Here is a 16,205-nt window from a genome sequence, read left to right on the forward strand (position 1 = left end):
ATATTTTGCAATACATTCTATTTAATAATTAGGATTATGTGTTTTTTCTAAACCTCCGCTATCTCCACTTTATCCTTTAAAACATATACCAAAAAAGCCTTAGTGGAAGTCTTGGCTAAGATTTTTTCTATGGCTTCTTTGTAAAGTAAAACTTGCTTTTTATGCTCGTTTAAATTTAAACCCGTTTTATAGTCTATAATGATAGCTTCATTATCATCAAATGCAAGCATATCAAGCTGTTTTTGCTCACCTTTATAAGTGATGATTTGCTCTTTTAGTAGCTTTTTACCCACTAAAAGCGCGTTAAAGCTCTCATCTTTTAAAAGCATAGTAAGTCTTTTAAAAAGCTCATTAAAACCTTCATCATCTAAGTAAAAACGATATTTTTTATACACTATTTGCTTGCAAAATTCAAAATTACTTTTAGCGTTAAAGTCAAAATATTGCAAAAACTCATGTAAAGCCAAACCAAAATGTATTTGCGTGCTTGAAAGATGACTTTTTACTTTAACTTCTTGCAAATTTACCTTTTGAAATTCTTCAAAGCTCTCTATTTGTTCTAAATTTTCTAAAGGCTCTTTTGTTTTGACAAGCTGTTCTTCTATAATGCCTATTTGTTTTTCTTCATAGTCTTGAAAATAACTCTTAAAGGTTTTAAAACTCTCATCATTTTTTATGATAGAAAGAGAGTTTTTAGCTCTAGTAAGGGCTACATATAGACAATTTATCTCATCTTCTGCTTGAAGTTTTTCTCTTTTAGCTAAAAAGGCATTGTAATTTTGATCTTCAAGATATTTTCTAGCACTGTGTCGGTATTTTACTTCCCAACCTTGCTCTAAATCATACTCAAACATTAAAGTTTCATTATCCGGAGCTTTTTTACTAAGTCTATCAAGTACGATTAAATTTTCAAATTCAAGCCCCTTAGATTTATGCACGGTCATAATACTTACTCCATCATCTTGAGCTTGTAAAGACTTTAACTCGCATGGAGCAAATAAAAAATCAAAAAAATTATCAAAAGTACTTGCATACTCTAAATATGCAATGAGATTAACATCGCTTAAATCAAGTTTTAAAACATGTACTAGGTATTTTAAAATCTCACCTACACTGCGGTTTAAATCAAGCGTTATAAACTCAAGTTCTTTTTCTAAAATACTACTTGCAAAGTACAAACTAAACTCATCTTTAAGCACACAAGCCTTTGCATACTCAAAAAGCACTCTTACACTAATACAATCTATCAAAGCTACATTGCTTTGCGTATAAGCTTTAATGTCATTTTCTTCAAGAAATTCTTTCATTAAAGTAGCGTCTTTGTTAATCCACACCAAAATGCAAATTTCACTGAGCTTTACGCCTTTTTCTAAAAGCTTTTGGATGATCTTTAAAACTTCTTTGCCACTTGCTTCATGTAAAGAACTTTTTGGTGGGATATGATTTTGCAAAACTTCCACATATCCACCTTCTTTAATGCTTTTTTGCAAAGTAAAGCTAGGATTTAAAAAGCTATCAAAAAATTTATCTTTAAAGACTTCATTTACATAATCAACAATGATCTTTTTACTACGATAATTAGTATCTAAATGCTCTAATTTAATTTGTGGAAAGTCTTTTAAAAGCTTATCAAAAAGCTCTTTTTTACCCCCTCTAAAACCATATATGCTTTGCTTTTTATCCCCCACATAAAAAAAGCTTCTGTTTTTTTTCACTCCCTCGCCTGAAACAAGCTCAGCAATGATGGGTTTTAAAATTTGATACTGCAAAACATTAGTATCTTGAAATTCATCAATTAATAAATGCGAAATATAACCATCAAGTCTAAAATAAATCAAATCTTTGTTAGTTTCATCACTAATTAACTCATGAGTTTTTAAAGCTATATCTGAAAAAGTCAATGCATTTTGCTTAGCATTATTTTCATTTCTTGCTTCTTTAAAATGCTTCAAAAGCTTTGCAAGCATACCAATGCGATAATTTTCCATTTGAGTAAAATACTCTTTTGCGCTTTGTAAAAACTCTGCTCTTTTTTGTAAAAATTCACTATCGATGACTTTTACAAAATATTTTTTATCTAAATCACAAATAATAGGTTTAGTAAAGAAATCTTCTATGTTTTCAAATTCGAAATTTTTTTGATAGTTTTTATCTGTGCTTAAATTTCTTGCATAAGTTATAAACTCACTTAAGCTTTTTTCTAAAAAAGTTTTATTTGGAAAATGTGCATTTTGTATAGATTTTATCTCACAAGATCTTTCATACAAGCTTTCAAGATTTTGCAAAAAATCACTTTTACTTTTTGTTTGGACAATGTAATAAGCTAAAGCTCTTAATTCTTCTTTGTCTAATTTAGAAATGAAATTTTTATAACTATCTTGACTTTCTATAATGTCAAAATCACTCATAAGACCTAAATTTAAAGCAAAAGAGCGAATGATTTGTGAAAAAAAGCTGTCAAAAGTGTAGATATTAAGCTTAGATCTTAAAAACTCATCTTTGTATTTTTCTCTTAAAACTATAAGCTCATCTTTGCTTTTACCTAGCATTTTCATAAGCTCATTACACTCTGCTTTATTCTCTCCATTTTCAAGCACATCAAACTCTAAAAAAGTTTTAAAAACCCTTTCTTTCATTTCGCTTGTAGCTTTATTAGTAAAAGTAAGGGCTAAAATTTCATTAATCTTAGCTCCCATTAAAACCAAAGCTACAAAACGTACACTTAATGCAAAAGTTTTCCCACTTCCTGCACTAGCTTCCAAAGCTAAAAAAGGTTCAAAATGATAACTCAAAGCTTAAACTCCTTTTTATAAAGCATAGTATAAGGGCTGTAAATATTGTCGTTTTTTTGATTAAAAAATTCTTTTTCCAAAGGTTCTTTAGCAAGTTCATTAAGTAAATCTTTCAGTTCTTGCACGCTCTTGCTTTTAGCATTTTCATGTATGATTTTGATATTTTTAAGATCATAAAAACAAGCTTTTGTATTTAATAAGGCATTTTGATTTTCTAATAAAAACTTATAAAAAGCAAGTTGATAAGACTTTTCATCTGCCTTGCCACTTTTATAATCTATAATCAATCTTTCATTGCCATTATTATCTACTCTATCTAAAAAGCCTATGGCGTGAATTTTCACTCCATTTTCTGCAATAAATTCTTTTCTTGGTGGATTAAATTCGCATTTTTCTACCACATAACCTTGCTTAAAATGCTCATTTTCAAGTGTTTGGAATTCTTTAAATATAGTTTGTATTAAAGCTAAATTTAGCGCATCAACTCGGTATTGTTTAATGCTTTTTACCACTTGCATAAAAACTTCATAATCAAAATGATTTTTAGATTTTTGTGTATAATAAAGTTCTAAAGCCTTATGGATAAAACTCCCCAACTCATTTGCTCTAAGTGTATCGTCTAAAGTCTTTGGCTCTTTTAATCTTAAAACATATTTATAATAATAATCCAAACCATAATGCACAAGAAGATGAAATCTTGAAAAAGAAAGATCGTTTTGAAAATAATCGTGCTTTGCTTTAATACTTACAATAGGCTCAAGATTAAAAGTACATGGATAAGTTTGAAAATATTTCACATAAGCATTATTACTATAAGTCTTGTCTTCATAAAATGGAAGTTCAAGTTCGTTTAAAAATCTTGATTTGATTTTTTCTTCATTTTCCACATAAGAAATTCCAACTAATTTTGCCTTGGCTATTAAAGTATAATAATAATGTCTTTGTAAATTTTCTCTTTGAGCATGAGTGATAAGTCCTGCTTTTTTGCGAATTTCATTATTTAAAAATAACTCGCTTGAAACTCTTTTTGGGATAAATTCATCATTAAAATCGACTATAATCACCCCGTCATATCTAAGTCCCCTACTTTCTAAAAGCCCCATTACAGTAACTTCACCACCACCAACACTGCTTAATTTTATACCATCAATTTGCATGAAAAATAATTCTAAAATTTGCACAAAGCTTAACTCGTGTGTTTTTATAAGCTCTTTGATAAAAATAAGCTCTTGATGTATATAATTTTTTAATTCCTCATCACTATCTTCTAGCAAATTAAAAATAAAATTCTCAAAAAAATCATAAGAAATATTTTCATCAAAAAGATTTTTAAACTCTGTAAAATCAACACTAGAAGAAAAAAAGTGTAAATTACACAAATGTTTGTTTAAATTACACCTTTCATAAAATTCTTCACTTTCTTCATACTCAAACTCATCATCTTTAGCACTTTCATACAAAGACTTTAATCTATGATAAAAAAGTGTATTTTTAATACTTTCTCCACTTGCATAATTTAAAACATTGTTTTTATCATAAAGTCTTAAAATATCTACAAAATTCTCATCAGGTGTAATCACTACAATATCTTTTGCACTTATACCGGATTTTAAAAAAGAATTAATTTTTTCAAAAACAAAAGCAGCTTGCAAAGATCTTAAATGAAAACTTTTATAACTAATTTTACTTTCTTTAAAAAAGCACTCTTCTTTTAAAATTGTTTTTTGATTTAAATCAAACAAATAAGCATAATTTGCCTTAAGAGAAAGTCCTTGTAAAAAGCTAAGAGTATTTAAAAAATCTTTATTAAATTTAGTGCAATTAAACTGCACTTTAAGAGGAATTGTTTCCTTAACTTTTAACAAAAGCTCTACTTCAAAGGCATTTAAAAAACCTTGAAAATCAAAAATAATCTCATCATAATTTTTTAAAAAATCGCTATTAATTTCATAATCTAGTGGCAAAGAAATATCATCATATAAATTTTGCTCTTTTAATAAAGTAAGATAATTTTTAAAAAGCTCTTCTAAAATTTGCAAATGCTCATCATATTGAGCATAAGCATCATGAAATTTTAATGAGTTGATATCTTTTTTTTCCAAACTAAGCTCTTTAAAGAAACTAAATAAATAAGCATTGTTTTTTAAGAAAGCAAAAAAATTATTCGGTATTTTTAAACTTTGCTCTAAATTTTTAGTTTGCTCGCAAGCCTTTTTCATCAAAAGCAAACACTCATAATGAGTTGCTTGAAAATGTGGAGAAAAAACTAATTTTTGCATAAATTCAGCTATACTCATAGCCGGTTCTACTAAACTATCAATCTGTAGTTTTTTCTCATAATATTTTCTTAAAGCCCTTAGTGAGCTAAATACAAAAAGCTTCATTATCTAGTTTGTAAAAAGAATTTAAAAAATCCTACACTATTTTCATCTTGAGTGATTTTTAAAAGTATTTGCCAAACACCTTTTTCTTTGATATTAAAATCAAACACCAAATCACTTCCTTCTAATCTTACTTGCAAATTCTCATCATTTACATTTGTATGTGGACGCGAAAGTAAAGTTTGGATTTGAAGCTTACTTAAATCATAATCTTTTAAATTTTCAATTGCAATCCTAAGCTCATTTTGCCCTTCATTGATATAATAAACTTGATTTTTCTTACGCATAAGGCTTTCTTTGTCTTTAATGCTTAGCTTAAAATTTTCATCAAAAGTCTTTTGTCTGTTTTGAATTTCATTATAATTTAACTCTACATTTTGATAAGAATCAAAATAAAAATTATCTTCATACACAGGAGCCTTGCTTGCAATAAAAATCGTAACAATACAAGCTATAACAATAAGCCCCAAAGAAATCAAAATACCATAAGGCCAAAATGTTTTCTTATTTTCCATTTTTATTTTCTCCTTTTGATTTTTCTTTGAACTAGCATTAAAATTGCAACACATAAAAATCCATAGATTAAAATTCTCATGATATTTAAAGTATCACGATTTGAATTTCCATAAAAAGGTTTTATATTAAAATAATTTGCTACTTGATCGGCTATATCTGCATAACCATTTAAAATAGCTGCATTATAAATATCTTTTTGTTTAGGATTTGCAAGTATAGGTAAAATTGTTCCTTTTTCAGGATAAGGACTCAAAACACCTTCTTTATCAAAAAAAGCCAAAGCATCATCGCTTGCAAGTATATCTACCTTATGTGAAGCTTTAGAAAATACAAGTAAAATATATGGTTTACTTAAATTAGCTTCATAATTTTTTAAACTTTCAAAATCTTTTTTATCACTTAATGCTAAAGCGATATTTACTCCAGTTAATTCATAAATTTGTCTAGAACTTGTAGTGATATTTTGTTCTATCGCAGTGTTTAAGATATTATCATTTAACAATATTTCAGCATGTAAAAAATTAGCAAAACAAATAAAAATGGCGGCTAAAAAACCGCCTTTAAATATATTTTTCATCCTATAAAAAGATGATTTGCAGTTAAAACCGACCAAGCAGTGATTCCAGCCGCTACAACTAAACCGGCTATAATTAAATACTCAAGAACTTTTGCCATAATCATTCCTTTATAATGATATGTTCTTCTCTTTTAGAGTCAAACATTTTAATTTGTTCTGCATTTTCTATTTTATAAGGTTTTTGCATAACATCTTGTTGTGTTTTTAGACCCAAAATAGTTAATCCTGCTAAAATCGATAATAATAAAATAGTTGCTATTAACATTCCGCTAACGCCTGAAAGTGAAAATACACATCTGTTTGAATTTTCCATTATTCGCCCCTTGAAAGAGAAATCACATATTCGCCAACTGCTTCTTTTTGAAGCTCATTTAACAAGCCATTGTTAAAATGAGGCATTACACCTATACTACCTGCTTTACCACGATTTAAAACATCTACTACAAATTCTGCACTACCATATTTTGTTAAATCTGGAGCCACTAATTGACCATCAATAGTTCCTTTTCCATCTTCACCATGACATACTGTACAAGTGACAAATAATTCTTTTCCTTTTGCTACAAGTTGAGGATTTTCAGTTTTTTTAATTGCTGAAATTTCAGAAGCAACATAAGCAGCAATTGCAGGAATATCAGCTTCATCTATACCATTATCTGCTGCACTTAACATCTCACCCATAGGATAATTTAAGCCCTTAGAACCTTTAGTAATTACTTCTATAAGTCCCTCTTCTGAACCCCAAACATTAAGATTTTGAGCTTTTCCATTGATACCATCGCCTGTAATACCATGACAAGAAGAGCATTGAACTAAAAAGATATTTTTACCCATTTCTTGCTTATCTTCATTGCTTAAATTTGCAAATTTTTGTGCAAATTTCTCATTATGCGCTTGCACTTCTTTATTATATTGACCAATTTGAGAATAACTATTTAAAGGATACCCCCAAAGAAAATACCATATACACCATACTATAGCTAAGAAAAATACCACAGCCCAGCCAAGTGGTATAGGATTTTTATATTCACCTATACCATCCCAACTATGTTCACTTAGCTCACCCTGACTTTTTTCTTCTTTCATACTTTTAAACAATTTTCCTACCACAACAAGCGTAATCAATATGATAAGAATTGCTCCAATAAAAGATAATAAATTAACATTATCTTGTAAGTTCAACCATTGCATTAAGCACTCCTTTTATTTTGCTCTAAAACACGATCACCAATTTCATCATGTAATACTAAATCAGCATATTTTTCATAGTTTCTTCTACCTGTTTTTTCAGATCTATACAAATGAAACCAATAAGAATACAAAACTACCACTAAGAATACTACAAGGGCAAAAAAGCCATAAGCTTGCAACTCTCTTATTAGTTCTAAATCCATAATTTTTCCTATTTCAAACTATTAAGATACGCAATCAAAGCGACAATTTCTCTAATTTCACCTCTAGCAAACGCATCTTTAACATCTTGATTTTTCATTTGATCTACTATAACTTGGGCTTCTGCTTTAACTTCTGCTTGAGCTTCTTCCCAAGTACCAAGTTTTGTACCATTTTCAACATCATAAGGAACATTGAAAACTTTTTTTACAGTTAGTGCTTCTGCATAAGCTGTTTCTATATTTGCATTATTGCTAAACATATGTTTGTAAGCTGGCATAATAGAACCAGGAACAACTGAAACTGGATCCCACATGTGATTTTCATGCCAATCTGTAGTTCTAAAATTACCTATACGCAATAAATCAGGTCCAGTTCTTTTTGAACCCCATAAAAATGGTCTATCATAAGCATATTCACCGCTAACTGAATACATACCATAACGATCTGTTTCTGATTTAAAAGGACGAATAAGTTGTGAATGACATGCATTGCAACTTTCTTTAATATAAGCATGGCGTCCTGCAAGTTGTAAAACCGTATAAGGCTTTTTACCTTCAATTGGTCTTGCATTTTGAGCAAAATCAGGTAAAACTTCCACAATACCTGCATATGCGATCACTATAAATACTGCCACAGCAAAAAAGAATGGATTTTTTTCTAACCAACTAAACATATTTTTCCTCCTTATGCTGCCATAGGTGAAGCACTTTTTGGCTCTTTATCAAGCACTCTACCCACTGAAATTGATTTATAAATATTATAAACAAACATGAAAAATCCTACTAAGTACAACAAGCCACCTACAGCTCTAATCCAATAATAAGGAATAATAGCTTCAACAGTATCAATGAAAGTATAAAGTAAGTTACCATACTCATCTGTAGCTCTCCACATCATACCTTGAGTAATACCTGCTATCCACATAGAACTAAAGTACAATACTATACCTGTAGTTTGGATCCAAAATTGAGCTTCCATTAGCGATTTACTATATAATTCTCTTTTAAACATTCTAGGCACCATGTGATAAAGTGCAGCCATAGTCATAAAGCCAACCCAACCTAAAGTACCATCATGAACATGTCCTGGAATCCAATCTGTAAAGTGTGCTAATGCATTAACTGATTTAATAGAAAGAATAGGTCCTTCCAAAGTTGAGAACATATAGAAAGTTGAAGCTAAAATCATAAATTTGATTAATGGACTTTCTCTTAATTGACTCCACTCACCTTTCATAGTAAGTAAGATATTAATTGCTGAACCCCAAGAAGGTAAAATAAGAACGATTGAAAAAACTGAACCCATAGTTTGCATCCAATCAGGCACTGTAGAATAAATCAAGTGGTGTCCACCTGCCCATAAATAAACAAACATTAAGCCCCAAAATGCAAATAAAGATAATTTGTATGAGAAAATTGGTTGTCCACTTTCTTTTGGTAGAAAATAATAAATTTGAGCGATGATACCAACAGTGAATACAAATGCAACTGCATTGTGTCCATACCACCATTGAACTAATGCATCATTTGTCCCTGCATACATAGAAACACTATGCCACCAATCACCCATTCCACTCACAAAATAAGTAGGCACAGCCATATTGTTAAATAAATAAAGCATTGCTATACCTAGGAAAGTAGCTATATAATACCAAAGTGAAACATATAAAGTTTTTTCACGGCGAATTCCAATAAGCCCAAAAATACTTACACCCCATAAAACCCAAACTAAAACTACCAATATATCAAGTGGCCATTCAAGCTCTGCGTATTCCTTTGAAGTGCTAACACCTGCAAACAAAGTAATAACAGCTATAATCATAGTGATCATGTAAAGCCAAAAATGCAATTTACCAATGAACATTAAAAAACTTGATTCTGCCATACTAACTTTTAGCACACGCTGACCAATATAATACCAAGTAGCCCAAATTCCTGAGAGCATAAAACCAAAAATTACACCTGAAGTGTGCAATGGTCTAAGTCTTGAAAAAGTACCATACTCACCGGCTAAATAATTTAAATCCGGATAAGCCATCTGAAAGGCAATAAGCGTTCCAATAGCCATACCAATAACACCAAACAATAAGGTAGCAAACATAAAATATTTAGCAACCGTATAGTCATAGTTTAATGCATTTCCTGGGTGCATTTCCTCTCCTTAAGTTTTTTTCTGCAATTATGCGATCTTTATATTATACGATACTTAATATCTTTTTTAGCTTAAACTATGTCTAATTATTTATTATTTATTAATAAATTATCGCGTAAAAACAAAGCCTATATAAGAAAAATACACACCATAACAAAAAATTAAAATATAGGAAATTAAACTAGCTATTTTTTGAAATTTTTCATTTAATGTTTTAGAAAAATACGCAAGAAATATCAATGCTGGTAAAGTTGAAAAACCAAAAACAAGCATAATTAAAGCCGACAAATACACACTTTGCATACTCATTCCAAAGGCTATATAAAAATACACCAAACCACAAGGCATAAAGCCATTTAAAAATCCTAAAAAAAGAGTACTCTTGAAAGATTTTTGTTGAATCAATCTAGAGATGTTTTTTTTAATTACGCATTCAAAAAATAAAGAATTTTCAAAAAAACTTAGAAATTTTCCTTTAAAAATCAAAGCAAGTGCTAATGCTATCATAAAAATTCCAATTATAAAAAACATTATGCCTTTTGAAAATTCACTAAATGAAAGCAAGCTTCCAAAAACTCCAAAAAATATACCCAAGCAAACATAAGCAAAAATTCGAGATAGATGATATGAGAAAATTAAAAGAAAAAAAGGGAGTTTAATTTGCTTTGAAAGCTGAGTATAAGCTAAAACAAAACCTCCACACATTCCATAACAATGCCCAAAACTAGAAAGAAAAGCTATACTTGCTAAAGCAATAAAATCTAAACTCACAAAAGCTCTAAAAATTCTTTAAAAATATACTTGCTCTCATGTGGCCCCGAAGAACTTTCTGGGTGATGTTGCACTGATATAATAGGATAATTTTTATATCTCACACCCTCTACATTATCACCAAACAAATTTCTATGAGTAATAGTTGCGACCTCTGCTATTTCTTCAGGAATATTATAATTATGATTTTGTGCTGTAATTTCTACTGTGTTATTAGTAAGATTAATAACAGGATGATTTGCTCCATGTTGGCCGAATTTCATTTTATAAGTTTCATAACCAAAAGCATTACTTAAAAGTTGATGTCCCAAACAAATACCAAGCATAGGAATTTTAGCTTCTGCTAGTTTTTTAATCTCTGCGATTTCATCTTTTAAAATTTTTGGCTCACCTGGCCCATTTGATAAAAATACACCATGAATTTTACCTTTTTGATATAAATCAATCAAATCTTTTGCCTTGGTATTATAAGGAAAAACCTCTACCTCAAGTCCAACACTTACAAGCTCATTTAAAATATTTTCTTTTACACCATAATCAATCACAGCTACTTTTTTACCATTTGCTTTTACATTCTCATAAGCTTTGTTGCTATGATCCCAAGCACCTTTACTATGTTTATAAGAGCTTTTAGTGCTAACCTGTGCTACATAATTTACCTCATCAATTTTAGCACTAGAAAGAAGCATTTTTTTAAGCTCCTCTTTGTCCTTAATTTCAGTAGATATTACCGCTCTCAAATTTCCTTGATCTCTGATCATTTTAACTAAAAATCTAGTATCAATTTCACAAAGCCCTATTTTTTCATGCTTTTTCAAATAAGCACTTAAAGAATCATTGGCTCTAAAATTAGAATAATCTTCATTTAATTCTCTTATAATCATTCCGCTAGCAAATACATTTTTACTTTCATTATCTTCATCATTAATACCAACTATACCAATTTCTGGCATTGAAAATACTACAAACTGACCTGCATATGATGGATCAGAAATAATTTCTTGATACCCAGTTAAAGAAGTATTAAAAACAAGCTCTCCAAAAAAAGTTCCACTTTGTCCAAAAGCCTTTGCGCTTAAAAAAACATCATTTTCTATATAAATATATGCTTTCATAAAAGTCCTTTTTTTCTAAGCTCTTCTTGATATAGCTTTTCAAATACCAATTCATATTCTTCAGAACCTGGAATAAGTTTTCTTTTATAATTTGAAATTTTTTCATAGACTAAATCTTCTAAATTTTCATACTCTTTTAAATAAGACATAATACTTGAAAAAATGAGATTTTTAACACGATTTTCTGACACATTGTAGTTTATCAAATCTTCTTCCACTAAATTTTCTAAAATTTTATGAGAAAGATTATTGTATCTATCTTCACTATCAAGCATAAATTTAAACTCATTTGCTAGTTTTTTCTTAATCATCCAAAACATACTTTTTCTATCTATTTGCATAAACTCAATTTCATCTTCTTGGCTTTCTAAAATTTCTTTTGCTTTTTCATCAAGTTTACGCTCATTTAAAACATCTATTTCTATAATTTCTTTTGCTGTTTTTAAAAGTTTTTGACTATCATCTTTAATTTTAACAAAAGAAGAATGCATTAAATCAAGTATTATTTTATTTGCTATATAAGGTATATGAGCTGGTTTGATACGCATTTATTCACCTTTTTATTTTTATTTTGAAATAATACTAAAAAAAAGGTAAAAACTGCTTAAAACTTACTGCGAACTTGCATTTTGATCTAAATTTTTCAAAAGTAGTGTTAAATCGGAAGCTTTTTTTGGATCCATCTTGGCCATAATGGATGAAATTTTTCTAGGGTCTAGCGAAAGTAGAATTTTTGAAGCCTCATCCGGTTCCATTTCGCTTAATATACCTGCCACAGCCACATCTTTCATTTTAGCATAAATTTCTGTGATACGCCCCATAGTTTTATCATTAATAACTTGAAGATTTTGTTTAGTCGCTTCTAATATACGCTCATTTTGCTCTTTTAAACTTTTTATTTGCTCTAAACTTGCATTAACATCAGCTTCTTTTTGCTCCAAAGCTTGCATTTTTTCTTTTTGCAAAGCTTCAAAAGAAGCTCTATAAGCCTCTAAACTTTGTCTTGCTTCATCATATTCTCTAATTTGCTCTTGCATTTGCTCTTTTCTTGCTTCAAAATACTGCTCGCAATTTTGCTGTGCATTTACAAAATTTAAGAAAATCAATAAAAATATTATTTTTTTCATCATTTATCCTTATTAAAATGTCTTGTTATAGCAAGTTCATCTATAAATTTTTCTTCTTCTTTTTGTAAAGCTTTTTGGATTTTTTTTAATTCTTCATTTTCTAAAACCTTAATTTTTTCAAATTCCAAATGAGCCTTTTTGTATAAATGTTGATGATGTGCAAGTTCTTTTTTAGTTAGGTCTAATTTTTGTTTAATTCTTTGCTTACCCTCTCTTGCAATCTCTTGCATTTTTAAAGACGATCTTAACAAAGCCACCGAACCTTTATCAGCCAAAGTCAAGCTTTCGCATGTTTTTAAAGCTTCTTTAAATTCTTCTTCACACAACAAAAGCTTTTGTCTTGTTCTAGTCAAATTTGCCTCTGCTTTATCAAACTGTTGTTTTCTAAGCTTAATCACAGAAGAATATTTGCTTTTCATAAAATGATAGTATCTTCTCTTTCAGGACTTGTGGAGATATAACCTACTCTAACGCCACTTAATTCTTCCAAACGCTTAATGTATTTTTTAGCATTTTCAGGTAGCAAATCATAATCTCTAATCCCTGCAACTTTATCCCAACCTTCCATTACTTCATAAATAGGCTTAGCGTTTTCTAAATCACAAGGTACATAGTCTATTTCTTGTCCTTTATATTCATATGCTTTACAGATTTTAACACTTTCAAAACCATCTAATACATCAAGTTTCATTAATGATAAAGTATCTAAGCCATTTAATCTTGCAGTATATCTTACCGCAACTGCATCAAACCAACCACATCTTCTTTTTCTACCTGTACTTACACCGATTTCTTTACCAATAAGTCCTATTTTTTCACCATCTTCGCCTAAATCTTCACTTGGAAAAGCTCCATTTCCCACTCTTGTTGTGTAAGCTTTTACTATGCCTATAACTTTTCCAATTTCTTTTGGATTTAATCCCAAACCACTTAAAGCTCCAGCTGAAATAGTCGTTGAACTAGTTACATAAGGATAAGTTCCATGATCAATATCAAGCATAGAACCTTGCGCGCCTTCTAACAATACTTTTTTATCCTCATCTAAAGCTTTCCAAAGCATTCTTGTAGTATCTGTAATATATGGTGCTAGCACTTCTTTAAAGCGTTTTAAATCTTTTAAAATTTCATCATAACTAGGCATTGCAATACCTAAAACATCAAAATAAGTTTTTTTAAGTTCAAAATCTTTCATTAAATTTTCACAAAGTTTTTCAGGCTCTAGCAATTCCCCTACTCTATGTCCATTACGACTTATTTTATCTTCATAGCTTGGCCCTATACCCTTGCCTGTTGTTCCTATAGCTTTATCGCCTTTAAGTCTTTCTCTTGCTTGATCAATCAAAGCATGATGATTTAAATTTAAATGGGCTCTATCGCTTATAAATAATCTTCCTTCTAAATTTTCAAATTGAGCCATTTCACTAATTAATACATCAGGATTAACTACAACTCCATTACCTATAACATTAATACATTGCTTATTTAAAACACCTGATGGCATTAAATGTAAAGCATATCTTATACCATCAACCCATATAGTGTGACCTGCATTATGTCCACCTGCACTTCTGCAAACATAATCATAATTTTCACATAGTTTATCAACTATCTTACCCTTACCCTCATCACCCCATTGGATACCAACGACAATATCTGCTTTACTCATAAAAAAACTCCATTTTGACTTAAATTTGGCGAGAAGGTGAGAGAATCGAACTCCCCAAAAAGTAGTCAACTACCCTTTCATCTGATTTGAAGTCAGTGGCCATCACCAGATAAGCTAACCTTCCAAAAATGATATTATATCTTAATATTTTTAATTGAAACAAAAATTAAACATATGAAATTATAAGCGTGTAAAAATACTTTGAAATATTATATTTTTTAGTTATAATGTTTGTTTTTCAGTGTCAAGTTTTGACAATTACAATTTTTGGATATATCAATGCATTCTTTCAAACAATCTTTTTTTATAAATTTTTGGGATAATTCCAAAGGCATGATTATACTTGGAATTTTAAGTGCTATTTATTTTGGAATTTTTGGTAGTGTTTGGGCTGTTACAGGTGAAATGACACGCTGGGGTGGAGAAATTTTAGAATTTTTTGGTATGGATTTAAGCTCCTACACTTACTACCAAAAGCAAAATTTAAGTGGCAGTCCCTTAACAAGAATTGATGGTATCATGCTCATAGGTATGTTTATAGGATGCTTAGTAGCTGCATTTTTAGCAAATAAATTTAAATGGCGTTTGCCTGCTAGCAAAATTCGAATTTTTCAAGCTATTATAGGAGGAATTTTATCAGGCTTTGGTGCAAGACTTGCTTTTGGTTGTAATTTAGCAAATTTCTTTACAGGTTTACCTTATTTTTCTTTACATACTTGGGTTTTTACTTTATTTATGATTTTAGGAATTTATCTAGGTGTTAAGGTTTGCAATCTTGCCTTATTTAAGCCAAAAGCAAGGTTACAACGCGTTTGCAAAGAAAATCAAAAATTAAAAACACAAAATAAAATTTCAAAAATATATTTTTACATAGGACTTGGTATATTTATAATTTTTATAACTTATGTTGTATTTATACTACAAAAACAAAATATTGATATTAAAAACAAAGAAAGCTTTTTTCCTTTAGCATTAATATTTGGTTTTGTTTTTGGTTTTATCATTTCTAGGGCTCAAATTTGCTTCACTTCTTGCTTTAGAGATTTATTTTTATTTGGTAGAGACAATGCTATAAAAGGCGCTTTAATAGGTATGATCATAGCTTGTTTAATAGCTTTTGCTTTTATATTACAAGGGCATACTAGCAAAGTAATAGAAATATCGCCAAACCTTGCTATAGGTGCTTTTTTATTTGGATTTGGAATAGTTTTTGCCGGAGGATGCGAGTGTGGTTGGATGTATAGAGCTTGCGAGGGACAAAGTCATTTTATTATAGTGGGTATTGCCAATATCATCGGTACTATGATCTTAGCTTTAAATTATGATCATTTCCCAAAAATACTAACAAATGGTATAAAAATTCATCTTTTAAATGATTTTGGTTATTTTAATGGCTTATTAATCAATTTAGCTTTGTTTGCTATTTTATTTTTTTTTGTTTTAAAATTTAAAAGATTATTCTTCCAACACAACAAAGGAAAATTATGATTATTCATTATAGTTTAAATTTAGAAGGCGAGGCATGCCCATATCCTGCTATAGCTACCATTGATGCATTAAAAGAATTAAAATCAGGTGAAGTCTTAGAAATTTTATGTGATTGCCCACAAAGTATTAATTCTATACCTCAAGATGCGAAAAATCGCGGATTTGAAATTTTAGAGATAGATCAAGATGGACCAACGCTTAGATTTTTAATTCAAAAACCTTAAAA

The 16,205-nt window shown here is 29.6% G+C and carries 17 protein-coding genes and 1 tRNA gene; 2 read left to right on the forward strand and 16 right to left on the reverse strand.

Annotated features, from left to right (window positions below):
* Positions 1-47: 47 nt before the first annotated feature.
* From L8W40_RS03005 to L8W40_RS03085, 16 genes are all read right to left on the reverse strand, one after another.
* Complete coding sequence (locus L8W40_RS03005) at positions 48-2,792, reverse strand: RecB-like helicase (protein ID WP_263664629.1); 2,745 nt, start codon at positions 2,790-2,792, stop codon at positions 48-50.
* On the reverse strand, positions 2,789-5,176 hold the full coding sequence (locus L8W40_RS03010) for a PD-(D/E)XK nuclease family protein (RefSeq protein WP_263664630.1): 2,388 nt from the start codon (positions 5,174-5,176) through the stop codon (positions 2,789-2,791). Before L8W40_RS03010 ends, L8W40_RS03005 begins: the two co-directional genes overlap by 4 nt.
* The gene (locus L8W40_RS03015) at positions 5,176-5,688 is read right to left on the reverse strand and encodes a FixH family protein (RefSeq protein WP_263664631.1); all 513 of its coding nucleotides are present in this window, start codon (positions 5,686-5,688) and stop codon (positions 5,176-5,178) included. The genes L8W40_RS03010 and L8W40_RS03015 overlap by 1 nt, the downstream gene beginning before the upstream one ends.
* Positions 5,689-5,690: 2 nt before the next feature.
* Positions 5,691-6,266, reverse strand: a complete 576-nt coding sequence (locus tag L8W40_RS03020; protein ID WP_261529512.1) for a hypothetical protein — start codon at positions 6,264-6,266, stop codon at positions 5,691-5,693.
* 100 nt (positions 6,267-6,366) lie between these two features.
* The gene (locus L8W40_RS03030) at positions 6,367-6,579 is read right to left on the reverse strand and encodes a DUF4006 family protein (RefSeq protein ID WP_133319393.1); all 213 of its coding nucleotides are present in this window, start codon (positions 6,577-6,579) and stop codon (positions 6,367-6,369) included.
* Positions 6,579-7,457, reverse strand: a complete 879-nt coding sequence (ccoP, locus tag L8W40_RS03035) for a cytochrome-c oxidase, cbb3-type subunit III (RefSeq protein ID WP_133319394.1) — start codon at positions 7,455-7,457, stop codon at positions 6,579-6,581. Before ccoP ends, L8W40_RS03030 begins: the two co-directional genes overlap by 1 nt.
* Complete coding sequence (locus tag L8W40_RS03040; RefSeq protein ID WP_263664632.1) at positions 7,457-7,660, reverse strand: cytochrome c oxidase, cbb3-type, CcoQ subunit; 204 nt, start codon at positions 7,658-7,660, stop codon at positions 7,457-7,459. Before L8W40_RS03040 ends, ccoP begins: the two co-directional genes overlap by 1 nt.
* Before the next feature lie 8 nt (positions 7,661-7,668).
* Positions 7,669-8,334: a cytochrome-c oxidase, cbb3-type subunit II gene (gene ccoO / locus L8W40_RS03045; protein WP_133319396.1), complete on the reverse strand. Its 666-nt coding sequence runs from the start codon at positions 8,332-8,334 to the stop codon at positions 7,669-7,671.
* Between the two features lie 11 nt (positions 8,335-8,345).
* On the reverse strand, positions 8,346-9,812 hold the full coding sequence (gene ccoN / locus L8W40_RS03050; RefSeq protein WP_039617631.1) for a cytochrome-c oxidase, cbb3-type subunit I: 1,467 nt from the start codon (positions 9,810-9,812) through the stop codon (positions 8,346-8,348).
* Between the two features lie 108 nt (positions 9,813-9,920).
* On the reverse strand, positions 9,921-10,583 hold the full coding sequence (locus L8W40_RS03055; RefSeq protein ID WP_263664633.1) for a sulfite exporter TauE/SafE family protein: 663 nt from the start codon (positions 10,581-10,583) through the stop codon (positions 9,921-9,923).
* A complete protein-coding gene (gene carA, locus L8W40_RS03060) occupies positions 10,580-11,698 on the reverse strand; it encodes a glutamine-hydrolyzing carbamoyl-phosphate synthase small subunit (protein ID WP_263661068.1) in 1,119 nt (372 codons plus the stop codon). Before carA ends, L8W40_RS03055 begins: the two co-directional genes overlap by 4 nt.
* Positions 11,695-12,246 (reverse strand): DUF507 family protein, encoded by a 552-nt coding sequence (locus L8W40_RS03065; RefSeq protein ID WP_133319399.1) that lies wholly within the window; start codon positions 12,244-12,246, stop codon positions 11,695-11,697. Before L8W40_RS03065 ends, carA begins: the two co-directional genes overlap by 4 nt.
* Positions 12,247-12,309: 63 nt before the next feature.
* On the reverse strand, positions 12,310-12,828 hold the full coding sequence (locus L8W40_RS03070) for a MotE family protein (RefSeq protein WP_165955271.1): 519 nt from the start codon (positions 12,826-12,828) through the stop codon (positions 12,310-12,312).
* A complete protein-coding gene (locus L8W40_RS03075; RefSeq protein WP_263664634.1) occupies positions 12,825-13,244 on the reverse strand; it encodes a flagellar FliJ family protein in 420 nt (139 codons plus the stop codon). Before L8W40_RS03075 ends, L8W40_RS03070 begins: the two co-directional genes overlap by 4 nt.
* Positions 13,241-14,491 (reverse strand): adenylosuccinate synthase, encoded by a 1,251-nt coding sequence (locus L8W40_RS03080; protein WP_133319402.1) that lies wholly within the window; start codon positions 14,489-14,491, stop codon positions 13,241-13,243. The genes L8W40_RS03075 and L8W40_RS03080 overlap by 4 nt, the downstream gene beginning before the upstream one ends.
* 26 nt (positions 14,492-14,517) lie before the next feature.
* Positions 14,518-14,615 (reverse strand) — tRNA-Sec (locus tag L8W40_RS03085).
* A 155-nt stretch (positions 14,616-14,770) separates the two neighbouring features.
* On the opposite strand from L8W40_RS03085, the gene yedE reads away from it, so the two are divergent.
* Positions 14,771-15,979 (forward strand): selenium metabolism membrane protein YedE/FdhT, encoded by a 1,209-nt coding sequence (yedE, locus tag L8W40_RS03090; protein WP_263664635.1) that lies wholly within the window; start codon positions 14,771-14,773, stop codon positions 15,977-15,979.
* Positions 15,976-16,203, forward strand: a complete 228-nt coding sequence (gene yedF / locus L8W40_RS03095) for a sulfurtransferase-like selenium metabolism protein YedF (RefSeq protein ID WP_133319404.1) — start codon at positions 15,976-15,978, stop codon at positions 16,201-16,203. The genes yedE and yedF overlap by 4 nt, the downstream gene beginning before the upstream one ends.
* Positions 16,204-16,205 lie beyond the last annotated feature (2 nt).

It is taken from the genome of Campylobacter sp. IFREMER_LSEM_CL1846, assembly GCF_025772105.1.
Lineage (GTDB): Bacteria > Campylobacterota > Campylobacteria > Campylobacterales > Campylobacteraceae > Campylobacter_D > Campylobacter_D lari_D.